This is a genomic window from Pseudoalteromonas sp. NFXS53 (assembly GCF_056629255.1).
In genome coordinates this window covers 168489-192939 of sequence record NZ_JBWVBR010000004.1, presented here as the reverse complement: position 1 = coordinate 192939, position 24451 = coordinate 168489, and the positions used below count along the sequence as shown (strand labels likewise).

The 24451-nt window shown below is 44.0% G+C and carries 20 protein-coding genes; 10 read left to right on the top strand and 10 right to left on the bottom strand.

Annotated elements, in window-relative coordinates; all coding sequences use genetic code 11:
* Window positions 1-91: 91 nt before the first annotated feature.
* Window positions 92-1642 (bottom strand): AbgT family transporter, encoded by a 1551-nt coding sequence (locus tag AC1HJP_RS07105; protein WP_480361212.1) that lies wholly within the window; start codon window positions 1640-1642, stop codon window positions 92-94.
* A 190-nt stretch (window positions 1643-1832) separates the two neighbouring features.
* Between AC1HJP_RS07105 and AC1HJP_RS07100 the strand changes: the two genes are divergently transcribed.
* Both AC1HJP_RS07100 and AC1HJP_RS07095 read left to right on the top strand, forming a co-directional pair.
* Window positions 1833-2687 (top strand): HDOD domain-containing protein, encoded by an 855-nt coding sequence (locus AC1HJP_RS07100; protein WP_480361211.1) that lies wholly within the window; start codon window positions 1833-1835, stop codon window positions 2685-2687.
* A 181-nt stretch (window positions 2688-2868) separates the two neighbouring features.
* Window positions 2869-4842, top strand: coding sequence for a collagenase (locus tag AC1HJP_RS07095; protein WP_480361210.1), 1974 nt, complete (start codon window positions 2869-2871; stop codon window positions 4840-4842).
* Window positions 4843-4922: 80 nt separating this feature from the next.
* Here AC1HJP_RS07095 and AC1HJP_RS07090 read toward each other — a convergent pair whose 3' ends face one another.
* The 6 genes from AC1HJP_RS07090 to fadI form a co-directional block, all read right to left on the bottom strand.
* Entirely contained in the window at window positions 4923-5372 is a 450-nt protein-coding gene (locus tag AC1HJP_RS07090) for an MBOAT family O-acyltransferase (protein ID WP_480361209.1), read from the bottom strand.
* Between the two features lie 105 nt (window positions 5373-5477).
* The gene (locus tag AC1HJP_RS07085; RefSeq protein WP_058030579.1) at window positions 5478-5753 is read right to left on the bottom strand and encodes a YfcL family protein; all 276 of its coding nucleotides are present in this window, start codon (window positions 5751-5753) and stop codon (window positions 5478-5480) included.
* Between the two features lie 8 nt (window positions 5754-5761).
* On the bottom strand, window positions 5762-6889 hold the full coding sequence (locus tag AC1HJP_RS07080; RefSeq protein WP_480361208.1) for an ATP-NAD kinase family protein: 1128 nt from the start codon (window positions 6887-6889) through the stop codon (window positions 5762-5764).
* The gene (locus tag AC1HJP_RS07075) at window positions 6879-7448 is read right to left on the bottom strand and encodes an elongation factor P hydroxylase (protein WP_480361207.1); all 570 of its coding nucleotides are present in this window, start codon (window positions 7446-7448) and stop codon (window positions 6879-6881) included. Before AC1HJP_RS07075 ends, AC1HJP_RS07080 begins: the two co-directional genes overlap by 11 nt.
* A 191-nt stretch (window positions 7449-7639) precedes the next feature.
* Window positions 7640-9877, bottom strand: coding sequence for a fatty acid oxidation complex subunit alpha FadJ (gene fadJ / locus AC1HJP_RS07070; RefSeq protein WP_480361206.1), 2238 nt, complete (start codon window positions 9875-9877; stop codon window positions 7640-7642).
* Entirely contained in the window at window positions 9877-11187 is a 1311-nt protein-coding gene (fadI, locus tag AC1HJP_RS07065) for an acetyl-CoA C-acyltransferase FadI (protein ID WP_404393883.1), read from the bottom strand. The genes fadJ and fadI overlap by 1 nt, the downstream gene beginning before the upstream one ends.
* Window positions 11188-11537: 350 nt before the next feature.
* Between fadI and AC1HJP_RS07060 the strand changes: the two genes are divergently transcribed.
* From AC1HJP_RS07060 to AC1HJP_RS07025, 8 genes are read left to right on the top strand one after another with little or no spacing between them, the layout of a single operon-like run.
* Window positions 11538-12494: an AAA family ATPase gene (locus AC1HJP_RS07060; RefSeq protein ID WP_130255485.1), complete on the top strand. Its 957-nt coding sequence runs from the start codon at window positions 11538-11540 to the stop codon at window positions 12492-12494.
* Between the two features lie 2 nt (window positions 12495-12496).
* Window positions 12497-13444 (top strand): DUF58 domain-containing protein, encoded by a 948-nt coding sequence (locus AC1HJP_RS07055; protein WP_480361235.1) that lies wholly within the window; start codon window positions 12497-12499, stop codon window positions 13442-13444.
* Window positions 13445-13447: 3 nt separating this feature from the next.
* On the top strand, window positions 13448-13882 hold the full coding sequence (locus AC1HJP_RS07050; protein ID WP_480361205.1) for a DUF4381 domain-containing protein: 435 nt from the start codon (window positions 13448-13450) through the stop codon (window positions 13880-13882).
* Window positions 13875-14873 (top strand): vWA domain-containing protein, encoded by a 999-nt coding sequence (locus AC1HJP_RS07045; RefSeq protein ID WP_480361204.1) that lies wholly within the window; start codon window positions 13875-13877, stop codon window positions 14871-14873. The genes AC1HJP_RS07050 and AC1HJP_RS07045 overlap by 8 nt, the downstream gene beginning before the upstream one ends.
* 2 nt (window positions 14874-14875) lie before the next feature.
* A complete protein-coding gene (locus tag AC1HJP_RS07040) occupies window positions 14876-16741 on the top strand; it encodes a vWA domain-containing protein (protein WP_480361203.1) in 1866 nt (621 codons plus the stop codon).
* Complete coding sequence (locus tag AC1HJP_RS07035) at window positions 16735-18366, top strand: BatD family protein (RefSeq protein WP_480361202.1); 1632 nt, start codon at window positions 16735-16737, stop codon at window positions 18364-18366. The genes AC1HJP_RS07040 and AC1HJP_RS07035 overlap by 7 nt, the downstream gene beginning before the upstream one ends.
* Before the next feature lie 53 nt (window positions 18367-18419).
* Window positions 18420-18935, top strand: a complete 516-nt coding sequence (locus tag AC1HJP_RS07030; protein WP_480361201.1) for a sigma-70 family RNA polymerase sigma factor — start codon at window positions 18420-18422, stop codon at window positions 18933-18935.
* A complete protein-coding gene (locus AC1HJP_RS07025) occupies window positions 18935-19648 on the top strand; it encodes a DUF3379 family protein (RefSeq protein WP_480361200.1) in 714 nt (237 codons plus the stop codon). The genes AC1HJP_RS07030 and AC1HJP_RS07025 overlap by 1 nt, the downstream gene beginning before the upstream one ends.
* A 55-nt stretch (window positions 19649-19703) precedes the next feature.
* On the opposite strand, the gene AC1HJP_RS07020 is transcribed toward AC1HJP_RS07025, so the two are convergent.
* The 3 genes from AC1HJP_RS07020 to dinB all read right to left on the bottom strand — a co-directional run bounded on the left by AC1HJP_RS07020 (window position 19704) and on the right by dinB (window position 24383).
* On the bottom strand, window positions 19704-21236 hold the full coding sequence (locus AC1HJP_RS07020) for a M17 family metallopeptidase (protein ID WP_480361199.1): 1533 nt from the start codon (window positions 21234-21236) through the stop codon (window positions 19704-19706).
* 73 nt (window positions 21237-21309) lie between these two features.
* Window positions 21310-23001, bottom strand: coding sequence for a carbon starvation CstA family protein (locus AC1HJP_RS07015; RefSeq protein WP_480361198.1), 1692 nt, complete (start codon window positions 22999-23001; stop codon window positions 21310-21312).
* 323 nt (window positions 23002-23324) lie between these two features.
* Complete coding sequence (dinB, locus tag AC1HJP_RS07010; protein ID WP_480361197.1) at window positions 23325-24383, bottom strand: DNA polymerase IV; 1059 nt, start codon at window positions 24381-24383, stop codon at window positions 23325-23327.
* Between the last annotated feature and the right edge of the window lie 68 nt (window positions 24384-24451).

Below are 24451 nucleotides of genomic sequence, written 5' to 3'. Positions count from 1 at the left end.
TTTGCATAACCATAGCATAGCCCTGAAACTTTCTAAGTATTATTGCCACAAAAAACGCGCCTATTGGCGCGTTTTTTATATCTCTTAAACTTTAACCTGGGTAGGTGTAGCTTGATTGCAGACCTAGTGGAATACCTAGACCCCAGTAAGCTAATAAGAATAAGCTCCAACCGATTAAGAAAGCGATTGAATAAGGCAACATCATCGCAATCAGCGTACCGATACCTGTGTCTTTCACATACTTCTGACAGTATACAACCACCAGCGGGAAGTAAGGCATCAGCGGTGTAATGATGTTTGAGCTTGAATCACCAACACGGTAAGCCGCTTGACTTAAGTCTGGTGAAATACCAAGTTGCATTAACATAGGTACAAAGATTGGACCTAATAGTGCCCACTTCGCTGAACTTGAGCCAACAAATAAGTTAACAAACGCCGTTAAGAAGATAATACCAATCACTGTGATATAACTTGGCAGTGCCATTGCTTTTAATACTTCCGCACCTTCAATTGCCAATAATGCACCAAGGTTTGATTGACTAAACGCTGCAATAAATAACGCACAGAAGAACGCCATAACAATATAGTAAGCCATACTACCCATAGCTTTGCTCATGGCATCAATCATGTCTTTCGATGACTTGAAAGTACCGACCATAAAACCAAAGATGGCACCAGGGATCCAAAATAGTAAGAAGATAAGTGGCACAATTGATTGCATAAGCGGTGCACTAAAGTCAGTCAGTGACCCATTCGGGCTACGCAGTGCAGAGTCTTCACCACTTGATGCATAGGCTAATAATGCAAGACCTGCGATCATCACAGAAGACGCAACCATGAATGCCTTACGCTCTTTGGAAGTTACTTCATCAAAAGAAGGAAGGTTGTCAGTATCGCCATCTACTTTAGTAGCTTGTAAACGTGGCTCAATTATTTTATCAGTAATGTACCAACCTAGTAGGATAATAAATACGCTCGATGCAGAGGTAAAGAACCAGTTATTTAGTGGGTTAACCGCAATGGTTGGGTCGATGATTTGCGCAGAGCTTTGGGTGAAGCTTTGTAGTAATGGGTCAATACCAGATGGTACGAAGTTGGCACTGAAGCCGCCACTTACGCCTGCAAAAGCCGCAGCAATACCCGCTAGAGGGTGACGACCCATGGCATAGTAAATTACACCCGCAATTGGAATAACCAATACATAACCTGCATCAGTGGCTGTGTGACTCACAATAGCGATTAAAATAATTGACGGTGTAAGTAATGCCTGCGGTGTGCGCTTAAGCATCATTTTTAAACCAGCATTAATATAACCTGAGTGCTCAGCAACACCCACACCTAACATAGCCACTAACACAACACCTAATGGTGCGAAGCCTGTGAAAGTTTTAACCATAGAAGCTAAGAAACCTGCAAGTGCATCACCACTTAGCAAGTTATGTACAACGATTGCTTCGCCTGTGCGCGGATCGATTGCATCGAATGTGGTACTTGAAAATAACCAAGAGAGTAACCATATAAGTAACATGGCAGATAAAAAGATAATGGCTGGATCTGGCAGTTTATTACCTACCCGCTCAATGCCATTAAGAAACTTGGCCACAGCACCGGTTGGCTGAGCCGTATTCGCTTGTTGAGTCATGCTTTCTTCCAATAAAACAAAATTACTTAACCTTAACTTAGATTGCTACTCTCAAGCAAGATAACGTCCCCAAAGGAAGCACAGTTCGCTTAGTTAATGACCATATAATTATTTTTTTGCGTTATCGCAATAATTAAGAATAAAAACTCCACTACACTTAGCTCAAATCATTAAAGGGATCCGACTTACCATGATAGATATTGATGATTCAGTGCTTAAAGATATTAAAGCTGGGTTTAACCTCCCCCCAAAACCTGAGCTTTTGACTGAGCTACAACAGACACTCAAAAACCCAGAGCCAGATTTAAATCACATTGCGAATCTTATTTCGACCGATGTCGCAACGTCAGCTGCGGTACTCAAAGTCATTAACTCACCAAGTTATGGCCTTGCTAGAACCATTACCGATATTCGCCAAGCGGTGATGTTTTTAGGTTTAAATAGTATCGCCACGCTAGTAACGGGATTCTTACTTAAACAAGCGTTCGATAACAAAAGATGTTGTATCAAACTTGAACGTTTTTGGGATACAGCGACTGAAATTGCGGATGTTGCCACCCTAATCGGCAAGAAAATAAAATCCAAGGTACCAACCGAAAACCTACATATGCTGGGGTTATTCCATGATGCGGGTATTCCAGCGCTTGCAGTAAAATATGATGACTATGTAAAAGTGCTTGGTGCAGCAAACCGTGATTATGATAAAAACCTTGTACAACACGAAGAAGATGCCTACAAAACTAACCACGCAGTGATTGGCTATTTTTTAGCGAGTAGTTGGCATTTGCCAAAAAGTATCTGCCAGCTTATTTTGCGCCATCACGATGCCGAGTATTTCACCGAAAAGCACACTGATGAAGAGCACATGACTTTGGCAACACTTAAAATGGCTGAAAACCTTGTACATACGCAAAAACGCTTTATTGCCGACCCAGATTGGCCGTTTATTAAAGACAAAGTATTAAACGCACTGCAACTGGATGAAGATGATTACCAAGACATCAAAGAAGATGTTGAAGATTATTTTCAAGAGAAGTTTGGCTAGCCTCTTTACTATGCTTAATATTTCAGAAAGTTAGAGCTGACAATCAAGTTAGCTCTATTCTCAACCTTCCCGCATTACATATTCTTTGAACTGTTACTTTAGACAATTTATCCCAACAAGGTTTCCTACTACAGCAAAAATATGTATATTGTATTCAATATTTATTATTGAGCAGATAACAATGAAAATAAGAACATTTGCATTAGCGACCAGTGTCGCACTTGGCCTTGTTGGCTGTAATACCCTTGATACCAAAAACACATCAGATGAACCAAAAACGCCTATTGTCATCGTAAGTGATGAAGCCCAAGTTGCGGTGCAAAACATTATTAACGCCGAGCTTGATGACTTATGGAGTACTCAATTTGATCACCACCAAGCAGGTTTGTTGCTTGCTGTCTCAGAAGCCATTCGTGAAGAAGTAAAACTATATGGCTTAACAAGCCAAAAATTAGAACGCTTAACCTATTACCTGCGTATTTTTAGTAGTTTTGGCCCAGCCAAAGACTGGCAAGCTGGCACTGCTGAATCATTAAACAAAGCTTTACTTGCCATTGCTGAGCATAGTGACTTTTACACCATCGACGAGACGGTTGCTCGCATTCATGAAAACTACGCCACTGCGCTATTTCGCTTGTACTTCAATGAGGCGCTACAAGGTAAAACTGCCGAACATATTCAACCACTCTCTCAGCTAATAACGCTTTATGGTGAAAGTGCGTTACCTCAAGGCAATACATCTAAAGGCAAAGCTGTCGATTACGCGATGTGGGAAGTACTTAGAGCCGGCGCAGTACTGCCTTATGAAGCAAGACGTAAAAACAAAGAAACATTTTCGGCTGCCGTTCAACAACAAAGCCTTTTACAAACCACATTGGTTAATTTTATTAGTAGCAAAAATGCAGTGCGAGAGGGAGATGATTGGCCTAAGCAACATGCACTATGGGCATTGGCACAGCATTACAACTTATACGTCACACAATATTGGAACGAATACTACACCTTAGACGAAGAAGCCCAAAAGAGCCTCAACGATGATAAAACCAGTTTACCTGTTGAAGCAAAACTAGAGCAGCTCGACAACCAAGTATGGCAAGCGCTTGGCAAAGACAACACGCTTTCAGAGCTAGAAAAGCAGACCCTTTACAGCATTCCGTATGTGGTAACGTCGTTTAGAGGTAAGTCAGAGTGCAGTGAAGCGCCCTTAGAAGGACGTTGTATTGAACCTAAAATTGCCGATGTATTACCGATTAAGCACGAGTGCTCAAAAAGTGCTTACATCTTAGCGCAAGCGATGAGCAACAAAGAGCTCAATAATTCATGTCAGCGTCTAAATGAGCAAGTTGATACCTTCCATGAGAAACTCGCAACGCAACGCCAACCTGTAGCGAATGATTTCAACGACCAACTTCGTATCGTGATCTTTGACAACCACGCCGAGTACAACCGCTGGGGCCAACTTATCTTTGATATTCACACTGACAATGGCGGCATGTATATCGAAGGTACAACCCAAGACCCTGATAACATCGCAACCTTCTATACTTTCGAGCACTTTTGGGTGCGCCCTAAGTTTGCGGTATGGAATCTAAATCACGAGTTTGTGCATTATTTAGATGGCCGCTTCAATAAGTACGACACGTTTAACCATTTCCCAAGCAACATGGTTTGGTGGTCTGAGGGCTTAGCCGAATATATTGCTGAAGGCGACAATAATCCGCGCGCATTTAAAAAAGCGTTTGAGCTTGATGAGAAAGATTGGCCGAGCCTACAAGAGGTGTTCGACACTGAATATAAAGATGGGCAAGACCGCGTGTATAAATGGGGTTATTTAGCGGTGCGCTTTATGTTTGAAAAGCACCGTGAAGAGTATTTAAAGCTGGCGCACTTCTTACGCACCGACTTCTTCGATGGCTATAAAAAGCTGCTAGATGAGTCTGGTAAAAAATATGGCGCTGAATTCAAAACTTGGTTGCAAGCACACAAAGCAGAGCAAACAAAAGACGAAGCGAAAACAGATCCGAAAAAGCCGCGTCAGTTTTATCGCTATACGTACAAAGATTACTTACAACCTAAACATTTAGCTGAAGACAAAGCACATATGCATTGGCAGTACTGGCATGAAAATGCGCTAAAAGCTGAGCAGCAAGATTAAGCAATTTCCCTTTGAGTTAACATTGTTCATTACAGTGTATTCAAGGCCATCTTCGCAAGTAGATGGCCTTTTTTTACTTTTTAAAGCACCCAACTCAATAGTTGCTTAGCGACATAAAAACTAGCACCTATAAAGCCTGCATTTATTAGTGCTCTGACAAACCAAGGTAATGCGCCATATCTCAGTTTTACGGCTTCACTCAGCACGACATTGAGCCCCATGATAGTAAACCAGGCCGTCAGCAAAATACTGCTTTGTTGTTTTACCAGCATAATGGCCAAATCGTGTAAAAAGCCACTAACGAAGAAGGTCATAACAACCGCAATTGATTTACCAAAGAAGCGTTTAATTGGCTGATAAACAAATTGGGATAAGTAGTAGCCCCACACTGGATTCCAATATTGCCAGAACTGAGCAAAAGAGCTTGCACCGAGAGAGCGAGATAACATGTTTTTTAAAGAATCAGCATGGCCTAAGGGCACGCCATTACGTAGTTTTACAAACTGCGCCAAAGTGATTTTAGTTGCCATTTAGTCCCCTACTAAGCTCTATTAATGACTCTACCCTATCGCAAAAACAAAAAAACCGCGAAATGATCGCGGTTTTTTATTTTAATCTGACAGTTAAAACTCAGATCAAGCTAAGGCTTTAACTTGTTCCCAGATATTAACTACATGGGTTTTGTCATCTTCTGTCAGTTCGCCATTACGATACGCTTTGACCAAGCTTTTTTCGATTTGCTCGTTTAGCTCTTCCGGTGTTAAATCTTCACCTTCAACCTGTGCGTAACCGACAGCCAAATCAAAGTGACCACGTAGGTAACCACCAGCGAATAGCTCATCGTCACTGGCTCTATCTACTAAATCATCAAAAAACTGCTGCGCTGACTCTACGTATTGTTGAAATAACATCTTATCTCCTAGTTTAATTCTTCGTGGCCAACGGCATACATCACATGGTCGTTATAGCCTGTGATCACTTTGATGTAACCACTTAATTCTTTATCTAATGCTTCATCACCTGTATCAGCGATAAGCGGTCTGCCATTTAGCGCTTGCAGCTTGGTCTTTGTAGCAATGACCATAATATTCTCTTTGCCAATTTTGCGAATAAGCGCTGGGCTTAATTGTTGGTTACCGCGACCAAATATATGACCTTGCCCACCTATTAAGGTGATCACTAATTTGGTTGGCATTTTTTCAGCAGCAGCCAATAAATCTGCGGCGATCATGTCTTGACCAATGAGCTCATGATCACAGATAAGGTCTACGCCTAATAGGGTATTCTCAAGGCCGAGCTCTTCCATAACAGCTGCAACCGTTGAGCCTGAGCCCATGATATATTGCTCGTCATCTTCCATTTCGCTGATCACGTAAGCGGCAATATCGGCAAGCACCAATTCATCGCTTTCTTTACCACCATTTTTAACGCTTTGCACATAGCGCAACTCGCTCGGTACTTGCATTTCACCGTAGCGTTTCGCTTTTACTGTACCTTGACGAAATGCATCTTCGTCAATGTCCATTACGTCAGCTTCACCCAAAGTGACAAGCTCGCCTTTTACCAGCATATCGACGACTCGGCCCGCAGCTTTTGGTGTAATTGCATATACGCCAGAGTGAATTTTACAGCCCGCTGGTACACCTAATACAGGAATTGAATCATCAACGGCAGCACAAATATTACGCGCAGTGCCATCGCCCCCTGCGAATAAGATCATATCAACACCTTCGGCTAACAGCGCTTTTGCCGCTGCTTCAGTGTCTTCAGGGGTTGTCGGAGTAGCACTATGATAAGCCACATACGTCTCAAATCCCATTTCTTTAGCCAGACGCTCGCCCATTTCACCATTGACGGTATAAACATGGATGTTTGCTTGGTTTTCTTTTAATTGTTCAAGGGCTAATGCCGTACGAGCATTGGCTTTTGGCTCAGCACCTAGTGCCATCGCCTTGGCTGCGGTATCACTGCCATCACTGCCTTTTAGCGCCACACTACCACCCAAGCCTGCAACTGGGTTAACGATCAATCCTAGTTTAAACTGCATCTAAAAACTCCTCTGGGCACTGCCAATCAAACTGTGCTTCAGTTAACGGCCATGGGGTTTTATAAAAGTCACTCAGTGCTTTTAATAATTGTTCGGTGCGAATGTTAAAGCCCTTTTCTAATAGCTCGAACACTTGTGCCTGTACGCGCTTTTGAAAGCTAAAACGACAGGTTTGCTCACCATTCAAATTGTCGACCGACACGTTAAAATCAAACCCGGCAGCTGCGCTTAACGCCCATTCAATAGCTTGTGGTTTGATTTCTACTTTTTCAAACTCATGTTGTTGCTCTGCACTTCGACCATCAGGACAATACCAATACCCATAATCTTCAAGCTCGCGGCGACGCTCTCCTGCAACTAACCAATGGGCGATTTCGTGCAGCGCACTGGCATAAAAGCCATGGGCAAAAACCACTTGGTTGTATGAGGTATCGGCATTTTCAGGTAGATAAATCGGCTCATGCTCACCTTTTATCAAGCGCGTGTTGTACGCCTCAGAAAACAGGTCATCAAAGATATGCGTCAGATCCGAAATATGGTGTGATATTGGGTTTGTCATTGGGTGTATCAAAAGGGCTAGAGATCCAAATGCTGATGTCGATAATTGCGCCGCATTGTAAGGTTTTTTACCGTGAAAGTAAAAATGAGCCTCACCCATTTCTGCTGATACGAAAAAAGGCGTCTGACGACGCCTTTAGATTCAAAACAATGTAGGGAAATAACTGGTTGTATAACTTAGTTATCTTGCTATTAAGCTGGTTTTTCTGTCGTCTTTAAGTTGTCATCAGCGCTAGATTCATCCGCTTTTATAGCCTCGGGCTCCGCTTCAACTTTTTCTTCTTCAGTCTTAACTGCTTCAGTTGGCGTTTCGATAACTTCTTCTGCTTCAGCAACTACTTCAAGCTCAGGCTTGGCAGTCTCTGCTGGCACTAAGCACTCAGCAGGCATGAATACCGGGTTGTCGTTTGCAAACGTTGCTAACTGTGAACATAGGTTTTCAATCCCCATCTTGTTCATGTAAGTAAAAGGACCACCTAAGAATGGCGGGAAACCAATACCAAAGATTGCGCCGATATCACCATCGCGCTCGTTAGCAATAATGCCTTCATCTAAACAGCGTGCTGCTTCATTTAGCATTAAAGACACACAGCGATCTGCGATTTCTTTCTTATTCAAGCGTGGGCTTGGCGTTACACCAAGGAGCTCGTATACAGACTCATCGACTTTCTTGCCTTTTTTGTCGTACTTGTAAAAACCACGACTAGTCTTGCGACCCAAACGTTTGCTGTCGATTAAACGATTAAACGCATCTGGTGCTTTGAAGCGATCGCCCAGCTCTTTTTCAAGAATTGGTGCAATCTTAGAGCCGATGTCGATACCTACTTCATCAAGTAATGCCAGTGGGCCAACTGGGAAACCAAATTCAACCAGTGCGGCATCAATCTTCTCGATTGGCTCACCTGCTAGCAATAGATTTGCCGCTTCGTTCACGTAAGGCGCTAAAATACGGTTTACGTAGAAACCTGCTTTGTCTTTTACCACGATAGGTGTTTTGCCTTGCTTACGGGCAAATTGAACCGTACGCGCAATAGTTTGCTCAGATGTGCCGTCATGAGGAATGATCTCAACCAATGGCATTTTTTCTACCGGTGAGAAGTAATGCAAACCAATGATGTTCTCAGGGCGATCTGCTTTTTCAGCAATTTGCGCAATCGGTAGTGACGACGTGTTACTAGCAAAAATAGTCTCAGGTGAACAGTTTTGTTCAATTTCTGCCACCATGCTTTGCTTAAGGTTTAAGTCTTCAAACACCGCTTCAATCACCATATCAACGTGCTTAAAGCCCGAATAATCGGTTGTGCCCGTAATGCGGTTCATAGTTTGCTGCACATCGGCATGAGACATGATGCGACGCTTCTGACGCTTAGATAAAATCTTGTAGCTGTAGTTAAGTGCATTGCTCACACCTTGCTGCGCAACGTCTTTTACGCGCACTAAGGCTTTCGCTTTAACCGCACTTACATGGGCAATACCTGCGCCCATTAAACCACCACCAAGTACCGCTGTACGCTTCACTTTTGCGACATCGTCTTGGTAGTCTTTTTTCATTTCAGTGGTCGCGAAGAAAATACCACGTAGTGACTTTGACACTTCAGTCATTACTAGGTCAGCAAACCCTTCTGCTTCTGTTTTGTATGCTTTCATTGGATCAAGCTCAACAGAGGCACGCACAGCTTTAATGATGTTAATTGGTGCAGGGTAATGTCCGCCGGTTTTCTTTAACACACCTTCTTCTGCTTTTTTGAAAATGATGTTACGACCAAATGGGTTTGACTCAAGCGCCCAGCTTAACTTATCTAACTTAGGCTGAGATGGTTTTGCTTTGCCTTTTTTAGCAAACTTGGTTGCCACATCAAGCAGAATGCTTTGTGGTACGCAGTCATTCACAAGGCCTGCTTTTTTAGCTTGCTTAGCACGTACTTGCTTACCTGTAAGCATCCACTCTAGCGACTTTTGAATACCCACTAGTTTTGGTAAACGTTGTGTGCCGCCACCACCTGGTAATAAACCTAGCTGTACTTCTGGTAAACCTAGTTTTGTGATGTCGCTGTCTGTACATACACGGTAATCACAGGCAAGTGCAAACTCTAGACCGCCGCCTAATGCTGCACCATGGATTGCAGCAACCGTCGGGTATGCTTGATTTGCCATAGTGAAGAAAGCTTGCTGACACATTTCAGATAGCTCTAGCGCATCATTACGCGTTTTTGCACTATCTAGCATCTTGATATCAGCACCTGCGATAAAGTTATCTTTTTTACCACTGATGAACACCATACCTGTAATGTTATCATCACGGCCTTGCTTTAAGATTGCCGATAGGTCATCAGCAAAACTTGCACGCAAGGTATTCATTTTCTCATCGGCAACATCAATGGTTACAACTGCAACCTTGCTATCCGTTAGCTCATAATTAAATACTGACATTATGCACTCTCCAATACGAAGGCCGCACCAAGACCACCTGCAGCACATGCAGTTGTCAGTGCCAACCCGCCACCACGGCGTTTTAATTCATTTAAGCTCTGTGTGATAAGACGTGCGCCAGTCGCTGCAAATGGGTGACCATAAGCCAGTGAACCACCGTTAACGTTAAACTTATCCATATCAATTTCACCGATCGCTTTAGAGCGACCCAGTTTTTCTTGCGCAAACTTATCACTGCCAAACATCTTCATGTTCGCAAGTGCTTGCGCAGCAAATGCTTCGTGCATTTCAATTAAATCTAAATCTTGTAAGGTGATCCCCGCTCTGTCTAACGCGATAGGCGTTGAGTGCGCAGGACCCATTAGCATGTCTTCGTGTACGCCAATTGCTGAGAAACCAAAACTACGAACATAACCAAGGATCTCATAGCCAAGCGCTTTGGCTTTGCTTTCACTCATCATAAGTACGGCTGCTGCGCCATCTGTTAATGGTGTTGCGTTTGCAGCAGTTACAGAGCCGTGTTGTCTATCAAACACAGGACGAGGCTTTGCATAACCTTCAATGGTTGAGTTATGGCGAATATTGTTATCTTGATCGATGAAAGACTTGTAAGGTGGTACATGTGCCGCCATCACTTCATCAGCTAGTAGGCCGTCGTTCCAAGCTTTACTTGCTAATGAGTGAGAACGGTGTGCTAATGCGTCTTGATCCGCGCGGCTAATACCATGCGTTTTAGCCATCTGTTCAGCCGTTTGGCCCATAGATAAACCAGTTGAATACTCAGCCACAGCTGGCGGTACAGGTAATAAATCTTTAAGACGAAGTTTGCTGAAGATTTTCAAGCGCTGGCCTAATGTACGCGCTTTGTTTAAATCAACTAAGCTACCAGCTAGCTTTTTACTTACACCAATTGGCAATACAGAAGAAGAATCAGCACCACCTGCAATACCAACATGGGCGTTACCCGCCACAATTGACTCAGCAACGTTTGCAATGGCTTGGAAGCTGGTCGCACACGCACGAGATACTGAATAAGCATCTACCGATACTGGCATACCAGTACCTAATACGATTTCACGTGCGATATTTGGCGCTTCAGGCATTTGTACTACTTGACCAAAAACCAATTGGTCAATTTCATTTTTATCAAAGTTAAGACGCTCAAGCATCTCATTAACGACAAGTTTGCCTAGGTCTAGCGCTGGAACATGGTGGAATGCTGTTGCCTGCTTGGCAAATGGGGTACGAAGACCGCTGACAATCGCGATTCTATCGCCTTTTCTTGTTTTTAGTATGTTTTGTTCAGACATTGAATTTGCTCTCCCGCTGACAGGTCTGACCTGTTGAATTTACATCGATTCTAAACAACCAACAAAAATATGCCAATAAAAATTTTAATTCGGCTATAAATTGAGCACCAAACTCAACCCTAGATGTTTTTTTAACCAGACGCAAAATATCTTTACAAAACAAGGGAACTATTTGATTTAGCGCAGTCTAATTTAGGGCCTGTAAATTTTTCAAATTCGAAGAGCAAAGATAAACAGGCCCTATAACATTCTTTCCTTCAAATTTTGTGTTTATTCATAACAAACACTTGAGAAGTAACGATAGAATCCTTATAAATTAAGCAAAAAATTTTGTCAGCAAAGGACAAACCATGGCAGTAAATGAATTCTCAGCTCTGAAAAAATATTTAGATACGCAGATTATTGGTCAACCAGAACTGACCCAAGCGCTACTTATTGCGATGCTTGCAGACGGCCACCTATTGGTTGAAGGCCCGCCGGGACTTGCAAAAACCCGTGCTGTTAACGCCCTCGCTAAAGGCATAGAAGGCACCTTCCAACGTGTGCAATTTACCCCAGACTTATTACCAGCGGATGTCACAGGTACTGACATTTACCGTCAGCAAACCAACGAATTCGTTTTCGAAAGTGGTCCACTGTTTCACAACCTGATCTTGGCCGACGAAATTAACCGTGCACCAGCCAAAGTACAATCAGCGCTGTTAGAAGCTATGGCTGAGCGTCAAGTGACGGTTGGTAAGAACACCTATCCGCTATCAGATCTGTTCATGGTTATGGCAACGCAAAACCCGCTGGAGCAAGAAGGGACATATCCGCTGCCGGAAGCACAATTAGACCGCTTCTTATTGCATTTAAACATCGACTACCCGGGTGCTGAAAACGAACTTGCCATCCTTCGTTTAACCCGAGGCGAAGCGTTAGAAGAGCATCAAGCTGATTTCACCGCCATTAGTCAAAACACCTTATTTGAAGCACGTAAGAAAGTGTTATCGATGCATCTTGCTGAGCCGCTAGAGCAGTATCTTGTGCAACTGATCATAGCAACTCGTGAAGCTGCAAAACTTGATGAGCAACTGGGTCGTTGGATTGAGTTTGGCGCCAGCCCGCGTGCCACTATCGCCCTTGATAAATGTGCCCGCGCACACGCATGGTTACATGAACGTGATTTTGTGACGCCAGATGATATTCAAGCTGTACTGCATAATGTATTGCGTCATCGCATTATTTTAAGTTACGAAGCGCAGGCTGATGGTATCAGTAAAGACCAAGTGATCAGCCGTATTCTTGAACTTGTCCCAGTGCCATAATGATGCAACAAGCCGTATTCGATACCGCACAATGGTTAGCTCAGTGTCACAGTAATGGCGCCGAGCTCGACTTAAAAGAATTGCTTTACTACAAATCTAAAGCACACCTTTTGTCGTTAAAACCGAAAAAACGCATTCAAAGCAGCCAAGCAGGCCAATACCTTGCGCCACACAAAGGCCGCGGGATGGAGTTTGCTGAAGTTCGCCAATATCAATATGGTGACGACATTCGTGCCATCGACTGGCGTGTCACGGCCCGTACAGGCATCACTCACACTAAGCTCTATCAAGAAGAAAAAGAGCGACCAGTGTTTGTGTTCACCGATTTATCAAACAGTATGTTGTTCGGCTCGCAGCTTTTACTGAAGTCTGTGCAAGCGGCACATTTAAGTGCGCTTGTGGCTTGGTCAGCATGTCAACGTGGCGACCGTTTAGGTGGTATTGTCTTTAGTGAATATGCCCACCATGAATTAAAGCCCACAGCGCGCGACAAAGGCGTGCTGTCATTAAGTCATCAATTGGTCGACATTCACAAACACGCCTTTGCTAATCGTGAACAAAACGCTGAGAATCGCTTTTCCGATAACTTAAAACGCTTAACGCACTTAGCCAAACCGGGCAGCTTAATTTACCTCATCTCTGACTTTAATCACCTACAAGAAGCCGACTTCAAACAACTTGAGCGTCTAGCGCGCCACTGTGAACTGATTGGTTGTCAGATAAGTGATCCGTTCGAACATCAGTTGCCTGCCTACCAAGATGCCATCAAAGTCGATGCCGAAGGCCAATCTTGGACGTTGCCACTGATGAACAAACAATTTAGAGACAAGTTTGCTGAGCAAACCGCGCAAGTGTTTAACCAACGCTTTCAACGATTACAACGCACAGGCATGAGTATGTTGAACTTTTCAGCAGCCCACCCTATTGAACAGCAAGTAGTGAGACTTTAACCGATGCAAGCTTCACCACTCGACGCACTTCATGATGTTTTACCGCCCGAGCAAGTGGCTTGGTGGCCATTGTCGCTGCCAACTTGGGCGGTGATAATCACTTCACTTATTTTGCTTATCGCCCTTGGCATGTGGCTTTATAAGCGTAAGCAGTTTTTAAAAGCCAAAAAAGCCGCTATAGAGCTGGCTAAACAACAAAGTGATGATGCGCAGCAACTACATATAATCTTAAAGCGCCTCGTAAAACATTATTACGGTGCGCCTTTGACTTCATTGCCTACTAAAAAGTGGCAAAGCATTTTAAATACACTCAGTGGCGAACAGTTTTCTGAGCAGGCGTTACACAGCTTATATGGCCCAAAGAACAACCCAGAATTAGCCAAGCAACTCTTTAACGCCATCAAAAATCTAAAACTCAAGGAGGCCATTGATGTTTGAATTTAGCTGGCCTTGGGCGTTTTTACTGTTACCCCTGCCTTGGATTTTAAGGCGATTTACCGCCAGTACTGAGCAAGCTAAACAAAGGCTGCGTATGCCTATGTTTGCCCAGTTTTCTAAACTGGCGCCTAGCCTCAAAGAGTCAAAACAAAAAACCAACTGGTTCGAAGCCCTCGTTTGGGTATGTTTGATCATTGCAGCGGCTAACCCGCAATACTTAGATGACCCAGTTACTTTACCTAATGAAGGCCGCGATATTATGCTGGCCGTGGATTTATCGGGTTCAATGACAGAACAAGATATGGAATACCAAGGTCGTTATGTAGACAGATTATCAGTGGTAAAAGCGGTTTTAGGTGACTTTATCGAGCAGCGTCAGGGTGATCGCCTTGGATTGATTTTATTCGCCGATACCGCCTTTTTACAAACTCCCCTTACTCGTGACTTAGATACGGTGAGTCAAATGCTCAGCGAATCACAAATAGGCTTAGTGGGTCGTGCCACTGCAATCGGTGACGCTTTGGGTCTAGCCGTAAAACGCTTTAGCCAAAAACAAGACAGTAACCGTATTCTCATATTACTGACCGATGGTCGAAATACCGCGGGTAACCTTGAGCCTGATGAAGCACTTATTTTGGCGCGTGAAGAAGGCATTAAGGTTTACACCGTTGGTGTTGGCTCTGATGGCCGTGGCGGCTTTAGTCTGTTTGGCATGGGAGGGCTTGGCGGTAGCAGCATTGATGAAACCACGTTAAATAAAATTGCCACCGAAACTGGCGGCTTATATTTTAGAGCAAAAGACGTCGCAGGGCTTCAGCAAATCTATCAAGAGCTCGATAAGCTAGAGCCTATCAGCGACGAAAACGAAACCTTCAGACCGCAAATCGCCTTATTCTTTTGGCCTCTGGCAGCGGCGCTGGCATTACTCATGCTTAATCAACTGTACGTAAATCTTGCCCGACTGTTTTCACGCTCTGGTAAGGAGGCTTAATAATGGAATTTGAATTTTTAAGACCCCTACTGTTACTTTTGATTATCCCTTGGGCCATTTTAACCACGGTACAAGTGCTAAATAAAAGTCGTAGCAATAAATCAGGATTAATTGCGCCGCATTTAGCCCATGCGATGCTAACCGAAGGTAAAGCAAGCAAACAAACAAACCCGTGGCTGCTGGCGCTATTTACTTTGCTATGCATTATTTTTATTGCAGGCCCTAGCTTTGAAAAACAAGAAGTGCCGGTATTTAAGTCAAAGCAAGCGCGTGTGGTTGTGATGGACATGTCTTATTCGATGTACTCCACCGACATTAAACCTGACAGACTCACCCAAGCGCGTTTCAAAGCACTCGACATGGTCGAGCTGTTTAAAGAAGGCGAAACCGCATTGGTTGCCTACGCGGGTGATGCGTTTACCGTATCTCCACTGACTTCTGACGCCAGTACATTAAGTAATTTAATTCCAAGCCTTAGCCCTGAGATTATGCCTAGCAAAGGCTCAAATGTGTATGCAGGTATCGACCAGGCTATGCAACTGTTGTCTCAGGCCGGTTACTTACAAGGCGAGATTATTTTAATTACTGATGGGCTGGATCAAAGTGATGTCGACGAAGTCCGAGAAGCCATGCAAAGCAGTAAGTTTACATTAAGCATCTATGCCATCGGCACCGCTCAAGGTGCGCCGATTGCATTACCAGAAGGCGGATTTATGAAAGGTCGCAGCGGTGAAATAGTCATTCCAAGGTTGAATGTGGCGCCCCTTAGAAATCTAGCCGCCATCAGTGGTGGTCAATTTTCAGCTTACACACCCGGTGCTGAAGATATTCAAGTATTTGCGCCAAAGGCTAGCTCCAGCGAAGCCGATCTAAACGATGAAGAAAATAAAATACTTTGGCGCATTGATGCGGGTAAATATGGCTTAATTGTATTAATCCCATTGGCATTATTACTTCTGCGTAAATCAGCCTTGGTATTATGTGCAATGTTCTTTATGCTGCCTCTTTCTCAACCTGTTTATGCAGCAGATTGGCAGTCATGGTTTAAAAATACCGACCAAAATGCCTTATCGGCATATCAATCTAAAGAGTTTGAAAAAGCGGCTGTCGCAGATAACACTGACTTAAAAGGCGCAGCACTTTATAAGCAAGGTCAGTATGAGCAAGCCGCCGCGGCACTGAAGAACAGCCCCTCGGCGATTGGTCAGTACAATTATGGTAATGCCCTTGCCCAGCTCGGCAAACTGGATGAAGCCATTGCCGCCTATGAGCAAGCACTAAAGCAAAATCCTGATTTTGACCAAGCCAAAGAAAACAAAGCCCTGTTAGAGCAAATGAAGCAACAGCAGCAACAACAAAATCAATCTCAAGATGGTGAGAGTGATCAAGATCAGCAATCAGGCGAACAGTCGGATCAACAAGGTCAATCAAACAAATCTGAGCAAGGTCAACAAGACCAGCAGCAAGGCGAGTCTGGCGAGCAATCTGACCAGCAACAAGGCGAACAATCTGAACAAGATGCCGAACAACAAAACTCGGGACAGCAAAACAAGCCTGATATGCAAGCTGATGCTCAACAGCAGCAAAATCAAGCTGAGCAAAAAGGCGGCGAGCAATCTGAGCAACAAGCCCAGCCTCAGCCGCAACAAGCCACAGAAAACAATGAACAACAAGGTCAGCAGCAAATGATGCAATCGGCTCAAGCGAAGCCAATGACCCCTGAAGAAAAAGAAAAAGCGCAGCAGTTAAACCAGCTACTCAGGAAAGTACCTGATGACCCTGCCATTCTGTTACGAAACAAAATGCGCCTAGAGGCCCAGAAAAGAGCCCAACAACGTCGCCTTGGAGGATCTAAACAATCATGGTAACCCGTTTTTATATTGCCTGTGTATTTTTACTGTTTAGCACAGCGAGCGTCGCTTTTGACAAGTTAACCGCATCGGTCGACAGAAACCCTGTTTTAGTGGGTGAATATTTTACACTAACTATTTCAGCGGATGGTCGTGTATCAGGCCAGCAGCCAGATACCAGCGCTTTAGCGAGACAATTTGTGATGGGCCCAATCAATACCGGCTCAAGCACCCGCATCATCAATGGCCAGGCGAGTAGTGAAACCACTTGGCAAATGCAACTCATGTCTCGTAAAGCGGGCGACATTAAGATTCCAGCATTTACGGTTTCTGGTAAAAGTAGCGACCCAATCAAACTAAAAGTGGTTGCACGCAGTAACGATGCCGATGAACAAAAAGACATCTTTATCAAAGCTGAGTTAAAACCAAGCAAGCTGTTTGTTCAACAAGCAGGACTTTACACGGTTAAACTTTATTTAGGTAAAGACCTATTAGACGGACAACTGTCAGCGCCCGCTATGGAAGACGCGCAAGTCACACTTCTTGGTAAGCAAAAAGAAGACTATGAAGTGGTTGATGGCCGCCGTTATATGGTCATTAGCCGAGAGTATCTACTTCAACCTCAAAAAAGTGGTGAATATACAATCGAGCCGCCAATTTTTAATGGTCAAGTTAGAGAGAATTATCGCCGTATGTCAGTCTCTGCCATGGGCAAAGCTGAAACAATTGATGTGCAACCCGTCCCTGAGAATTATAATGGGCCGTGGTTACCCAGTGAATTAGTCAATTTAAGTGAAGAGTTTCAGCCTATCTCTGATGAAGTGGTAGTTGGTACACCCATCACGCGTACTATCACCCTGACCGCTTTAGGCGTGACCAAAGAGCAGTTGCCTGAAATTCGCCTGCCAGAAGTTGATGGCTTTAGAAGCTATCCTGATGAGAGCGAGCGTAACCAACTGGCACGTGATGGTCGAGTGATCTCACAACTTGTTAGCTCGTATGCGCTGGTGCCACAAACACCAGGCACTTACACCCTACCCGAAGTTAAGTTGCCTTGGTTTAATACAGTGATTAACCGTGTGCAATATGCGACCTTGCCAGCTCGAACGCTGACCGTCATTGCCGATCCGAATCAAACTGCGCCGGCAATACCAAACATGACAGCACCATTGCAAAATCAACAGGCAATCGAGCCAACGATTGTTGAAGTTCCCGTTGAAAAGACGCTGCTTGATTGGGGCATTTTGGTATCGGGCTATGTGCTTTGGATATTCACTTTGATTTTTGTTTGGCTTGGTTTTATCGGTCGAAAAAACCAAGCAATTGAAACTGAAACCAATGACACATTCAAACCAAGAATGAGTTTGAGTTTGCTTACACAAGCGGCTAAAGCGAACGATAAAACGCGCTTTTATCAGTTATTGAGTGAGTTTGTTACTACGGAGCTCACTTCATCTTCTTTTAGCCAGTGGCTAAAAGAGCTAGATAACTCTGAGCTAAAAGCAGAAATTGTAAACTTACAAGCAGCCCTTTATAGTGAAGGGACGGCTTCTGCAAATCTTGAGAAAATTGCTAAGCTCATATCTCAAATTGAGAAAAACCAAGCAGATCAGAAACGTAGCTCGCTACAGCCTCTGTACTGAAAATTTTTATAAAAAGTGTGTAAGAAAAACTTACTTACTAAGGTCTATTGGGTATGACCAAAAAACAACAACGCTACGAAGAGTTGGTTAAGCAGTATCAGACGGAGCTTTATCGCTTTGCCTACTGGCTTAGCAAAGATCCGACTGTAGCAGAAGACTTAGTACAAGAGACGTTTTTGCGTGCGTGGCGAGCTTTAGATTCTTTACAAGATGAGAAAGCGGTAAAACCTTGGTTATTAACCATAGTGCGTCGCGAAAATGCGAGACGATTTGAACGTAAACAATTCGATTATGCCGATGTCGACAACGACACCATAGTCGATAACCAAAGCACCACGTTAGATTCAGAGATGGAACAAACGGTGATCCAAAGACACATAAGTCAGCTCTCGATTGAATACAGAGAGCCGTTACTTTTGCAGGTTGTCATGGGGTGCTCTGGTGATGAAATAGCTGAGATTTTAGAGCTGAACAAAAACACAGTAATGACGCGTCTTTATCGCGCTCGTAACCAATTAAAAGAGGCGTTGATGTCTCAACCACAAACCATGACGGGGGCCACAAACTGATGGATGAATTAGAATTTCGTCGTCGCGCATTTGCCGATCCCAACGATCCAGAAGTCATTGCGTTTGCACAACAGAACCCTGAACATCAAAATCTGCTAGATGAGTTGATGTTGTTAGACGACAAAATAAACCTAGCACTCGATATACCTGTGCCACCAGATCTCACTGAAAAGCTGATGACGCAAACCAAAGAGGCGCCTGCAAGTAATGTGACGCAAGGCTGGTTTGGCCGTTTTAACAAGCCTTTTGCGACCGCAGCATCAATCACATTAGCGGTCAGCTTATACTTCTTGAGTGTGGGTGGCTCGAATGACCTACAAGCTGGTGAACATGCTTTAGCGCATGTTTATTATGAAGTAAAAGCGCTAGAGCGTGACAAAGAGGTTGGCTTACAAGCGGTCAACGAGAAGCTTGCTATGTTAGGAGGAAAATTTGAGTCCTTACCTGGCAAAGTGACCTACGCGACTTTTTGTCATTTTAAAGGACAACGCAGTTTACATTTGGTTTTTCAATCTGATCACGGCCCTGTCACTGTATTTGTTGTTCCTCACTCAGGTGACGTTCAAGACAAGCAACTGGGTAAGTTTAACGATGCGCGTTTTACAGGTGTGATCTCAAGTGAAGATAAAGCCAATATGATCTTGGTTGCTGACAGAAACTCACCAGTCAATGACTATCAAGAAGACGTACAACAAGCGCTCCGCTGGTTATAGTTCTCATACAAAAACAAAAAAAGGCGCATGATGCGCCTTTTTCACGTTTATCAATCTATAAACAGTATCTAGCAAATAAACTCGCGACTGTAGCAGCCGTTGGCTTTCCGTGCTGCCAATCACCGCCTTCAACACCAGAACCTGCAATGTCCATGTGCACATAAGGTAATGGTTGCTCCGAGTCTAAGCCGTGTTTGTCTAGACCACCCACTAGCGCTAAGAACGCCATTGGGAATTGGTGACCACGTGCTGTGACCGCTGATGGCGCATTGTTACTTGAAAGAACATCATCGGCTAGCGTGCGCGGCTGAACAAAATCGTAATCTTCGCGACGGCTACGATTTACTTCTGCTGTATCTGCCCATAAGTCACCTAAGTCAGCAATCTGGCGAGATACATTAGTTGCGCGAGCTGGGCCATTTTCAACGTACGCACTGTAAGGACCCACAGCACGAGCAGCGTGACCGGTTAATGTTGCCACTGTGAATAGCTCAGGGTTTACTTCATTCTTCGCAAGGTCTTTCACTTCACTCAGTAGGTCGCCCATTGCCAGACGGCCTTCTGCATCTGTGTTACCGATGCGAACGCGTAACCCTTCACGACAAGTGATAATTTCATCTGGTACGAAACAATCAGAGCCAATTGAGTTACGAACAACCGCTAAATATGCAATGACTTTAACGCCTTTAGGCTGGTAATCAGCTACTGCTTTCATGAAACCTGCCACCGATGCTGCACCGCCTTTGTCACGGCTCATACCAGCCATGAAACCACCGACTTTAAGGTCTGCACCACCTGTGTCATACACTAAGCCTTTACCTACGAATAGTAAGGTTCTTTCAACGCTTCCTTCAGGCTCGTAGGTCATTTTCACAACACGAGGATGATGGCGCTCTACCGCATAAGACGCGCGCGCAACGGTTGCAAGCATTGGGTAGTCTTTGTTGATTGTGTCAATGCTGTCGATCACTTCAACATCAACGACAGAGCCTTTTAACAGCTCAACACAGTAATCAGCAAATTTAGGTGGTGCCATACGCTCAGGCTCAGTGCCACATAAATCTCTTGCCGCATACTGACCTGCCGCAATGGCATTTAGCTGTTTAACTTGCTCTTCGCTAGCCCCCGCTAAAAATACCTGCTTAACTGGCTCAATACTTTCACCATGATATTCTCTTGCTTCAAGAGGCTGCCATAACGCTTGGCACATGCCTAAAAATGCAACTTCTAAAGCTTGCGTGTAACGCGCATCATCAGCAATAGACGCAAGCTGTAACACAGGCTGAGTAACACCTGCTGCTTTGGCTTCGGTGATAGCGCTTTTAGCAGCTTCGAAGATACGACGTACGTCATCATAGTCACGTGTTAATGGCCCAGTTGGTGCCACAATAAGACGTTTGCCCGGTAAGTTCTCTGCAAATAGTAATGATGCTTTTTGTTTAATGCGTGCATCAATTGCCAGTGCAGGTGCAACAATGTCATTTAGTTCTGCTTGACCTAAATCTTCAACATTGCCGGTGATCACAATGACAGCATCTGCGTCAGTTGGAAGATTACCGTTAAAAGCAATCGCGAGAGGAAAAGACATAAAAAAGGCCCTTATTGTTATTCAATTAGGGCCAATTATCGGTTATTTACTTTGCTATTTCTAGCAATTGAGATTAATTCGCAGTTTCGCCTTCGTCGCTGGTTTTATTCTTCTTGTGTTTGCCTATCACCGACCAAGCTTCAAGCATCACCAAGACACTGACTACTAACACAATTAAATCTAAAACCACCAACAGCCAGTTACCTTTCTCGTAGTATTCTACCAGCTTAATTAAGCCCGCGAAGAAAGCCATCAAGATCACAAAGACCATAGGAATAAGCGTATATTTAGCTGGTCGACCTAGCTTGATTAAATACACAGACAGCACGAGTAAAGTCAAACTTGCTAAGATCTGATTAGTCGAACCAAATAGCGGCCATAACACCATACCACCTGTACCCGATGCGCCACCAGCACCAAATGCAAGCAATAAACAACATGCTACCGCAACAAAGGTTGCGACTAAGCCATTCTTAAGCACGCCAATATTATAAATATCGCCCCACTCTTGGATAATATATCGCTGCAAACGCACGCCCGAGTCCATAGTCGTACCGGCAAATAACACTACCATTACAGCCAATAAGGTCGCCGCAATTTCAGCTGAGAAGCCCCACCCTTCACTGATAAGATTTGAACCACCAGTTATAAAGGCGCTGACACTTCCCGCCCCTAAATGGCTGTATATCTCGTGCCATTCTTCTGGTGACACGGCCAACATCACACCACTAACCGCAACTAACGTGATCAGTGCTAAACACCCTTCACCTACCGCACCTAAGTAACCAACAAAGCGGCCATCTGTTTCTTTATCAAGCTGTTTAGAACTCGTACCCGACGACACAATGCCGTGGAAGCCAGATACCGCACCACACGCGATAGTGACAAACAACAGCGGAATTATACTCGGCGTATCAATGGCGGTTTGTGTATTGAATGCAGGCGCGGTGATATCTGGCATCACCACAAATACGGCGCCATAAAGTAACACTAAACCCACTAATAGCTGCATGCCATTAATAAAGTCACGTGGCTGCAATAACATCCAAACAGGTAAGAGAGAGGCAACTGCTGCATAGACAAATAAAATGACTATCCAGTTTGCTTTGTCGGTTAAGCCAAACATTTCTGTTGGTAATGACACCGGCATTTCTGCACCCATGAAAATCGTTGCGTAAAGCACTGCAACACCAATCACACACAGAGGAATAAGTGGGATCTGACGCTTTAATAACTGCCCGATAATAAGTGCAACAACAATGGCCGCCCAAGCAGGCACCACCGCACTCGGGTTTGCCACTAATGAGTTGGCGATAACCACACCAAATACCGCATTAACCATTAGCAGCAACAAGAACACCACTATCATGAACAATACGCGCGTACGTTTACCTATTACGCTTTCAGATAGAGCGCCCATTGACTTACCTTTGTGGCGCGTACTGGCCCAAAGTGCGCCCATGTCATGCACACCAGCAAAGAAAATCGTACCAAATACTACCCAAAGTACGGCTGGTACCCAGCCCCAGTACACTGCAATGGCAGGCCCAACAATCGGCGCTGCCCCTGCTACTGACGTGAAATGGTGCCCCCAAAGTACCAGTTTATTGGTTGGCACATAATCAACCCCATCATTAAGCTCATGGGCTGGGGTAACAAAGTTATCGTCCATTTTAAAAATCTTCGTGGCGATGAACTTAGAATAGACAAACCAGCCAAATAGCATGCCGGCAATACCAAATAATACAATCAGAATAGACTGCATCAGATACTCCTTTTCTCAGTTGTAGTTATACGCTCACTTCACCTTAACACGAAATTTACAATTTCAAATTAAGATTTTAGTCACCCTATAAATCATAAGGTTATTATGGCGGTAGCACCGACTTTATGTCGGGTCATTTTGTGGTAAGCAGTAAGCTTTTAGTTAGCCAGATTTGAGTGAGCAAGTTAGCGAGTAAATAATAAGCACCGTCACTCTGAATTTATTTCAGAGTCTATTAGGTGAATTGCTAAACCCTGCTCTACTCGGTAGCACCGACTTTATGTCGGGTAAATAAATAAGGAGATAACTTAAATAAAAAACACTTAAGAAAACAAATGCATTTGGTTATGGCTGGTTTCTTTCGCCGATAACCCCACCTGAATACCAATTAAACGCACGGCTTTGTGCCCCTGATTTCTTTCAAGTAAATCGGTTAATAATTGGCAAAATAACGCACTGTCTAACTTATCAAACTGGCACTCTTTACTAACCAACTGAAAATCAAAGTACTTCACTTTTACGCCCAGCTTTATAATATGTTGCTCGTCCAGATATTTACTAGCGCGAACTTTTAACTCAGGTAATAACTGTTTGATGATGCGCATTTTCAACACGTCAATATCAGTGGTGTCTTTTTCAAATGTGGTTTCTACTCCAACTGACTTGCGCACACGGTCAGTTTCGACGCGGCGCTCATCAATGCCATGACAACGGCGCCATAACATATCGCCTAGTTTGCCGAACTGTTGTTTTAATAAGATTTCATCGGCATTTTTGATATCGCGACCAAACTCAAAGCCATGGGCAAGTAACTTTTGCATCGTCACTTTGCCTACACCGGGGATTTTTTTAAGTGGTAGGTCTTCAATAAATGCATCGACTTTATCTGGGGTGATCACAAATTGGCCGTTGGGCTTGTTTTCATCGCTGGCAATTTTTGCCAAAAACTTGATCGGGGCAACTCCAGCCGAAGCAGTTAAACCAGTTTCTTTGAAGATTTCATCACGAATTTGTTGAGCAATTAAAGTTGCGCTGCCTTTGCATTGCGTGCAGTCCGTCACATCAAGGTAGGCTTCGTCTAAAGACAAGGGTTCAATTAAATCGGTATAACGGGCAAAAATGGCTCTTATCTGCTGCGAGATTTCTTTATAAAGCGACATTCTCCCCGGCACGATGCGCAAATGCGGGCACAACTTTTTGGCCTGATAATTCGACATAGCAGCACGTACACCATATTCACGAGCAATATAGTTCGATGTTGCCAAAACACCACGGTTGCTATTGCCGCCAATCGCCATTGGCACTTTAGCCAACTCCGGATTGTCGCGCATTTCCACCGCGGCATAAAAGCAGTCCATGTCTATGTGGATAAATTTACGCATATATGAAAGACTGTATATAAACACAGTCATTATGGCGCAACTTCTGCTTTTATTGCAACTGTTACTGC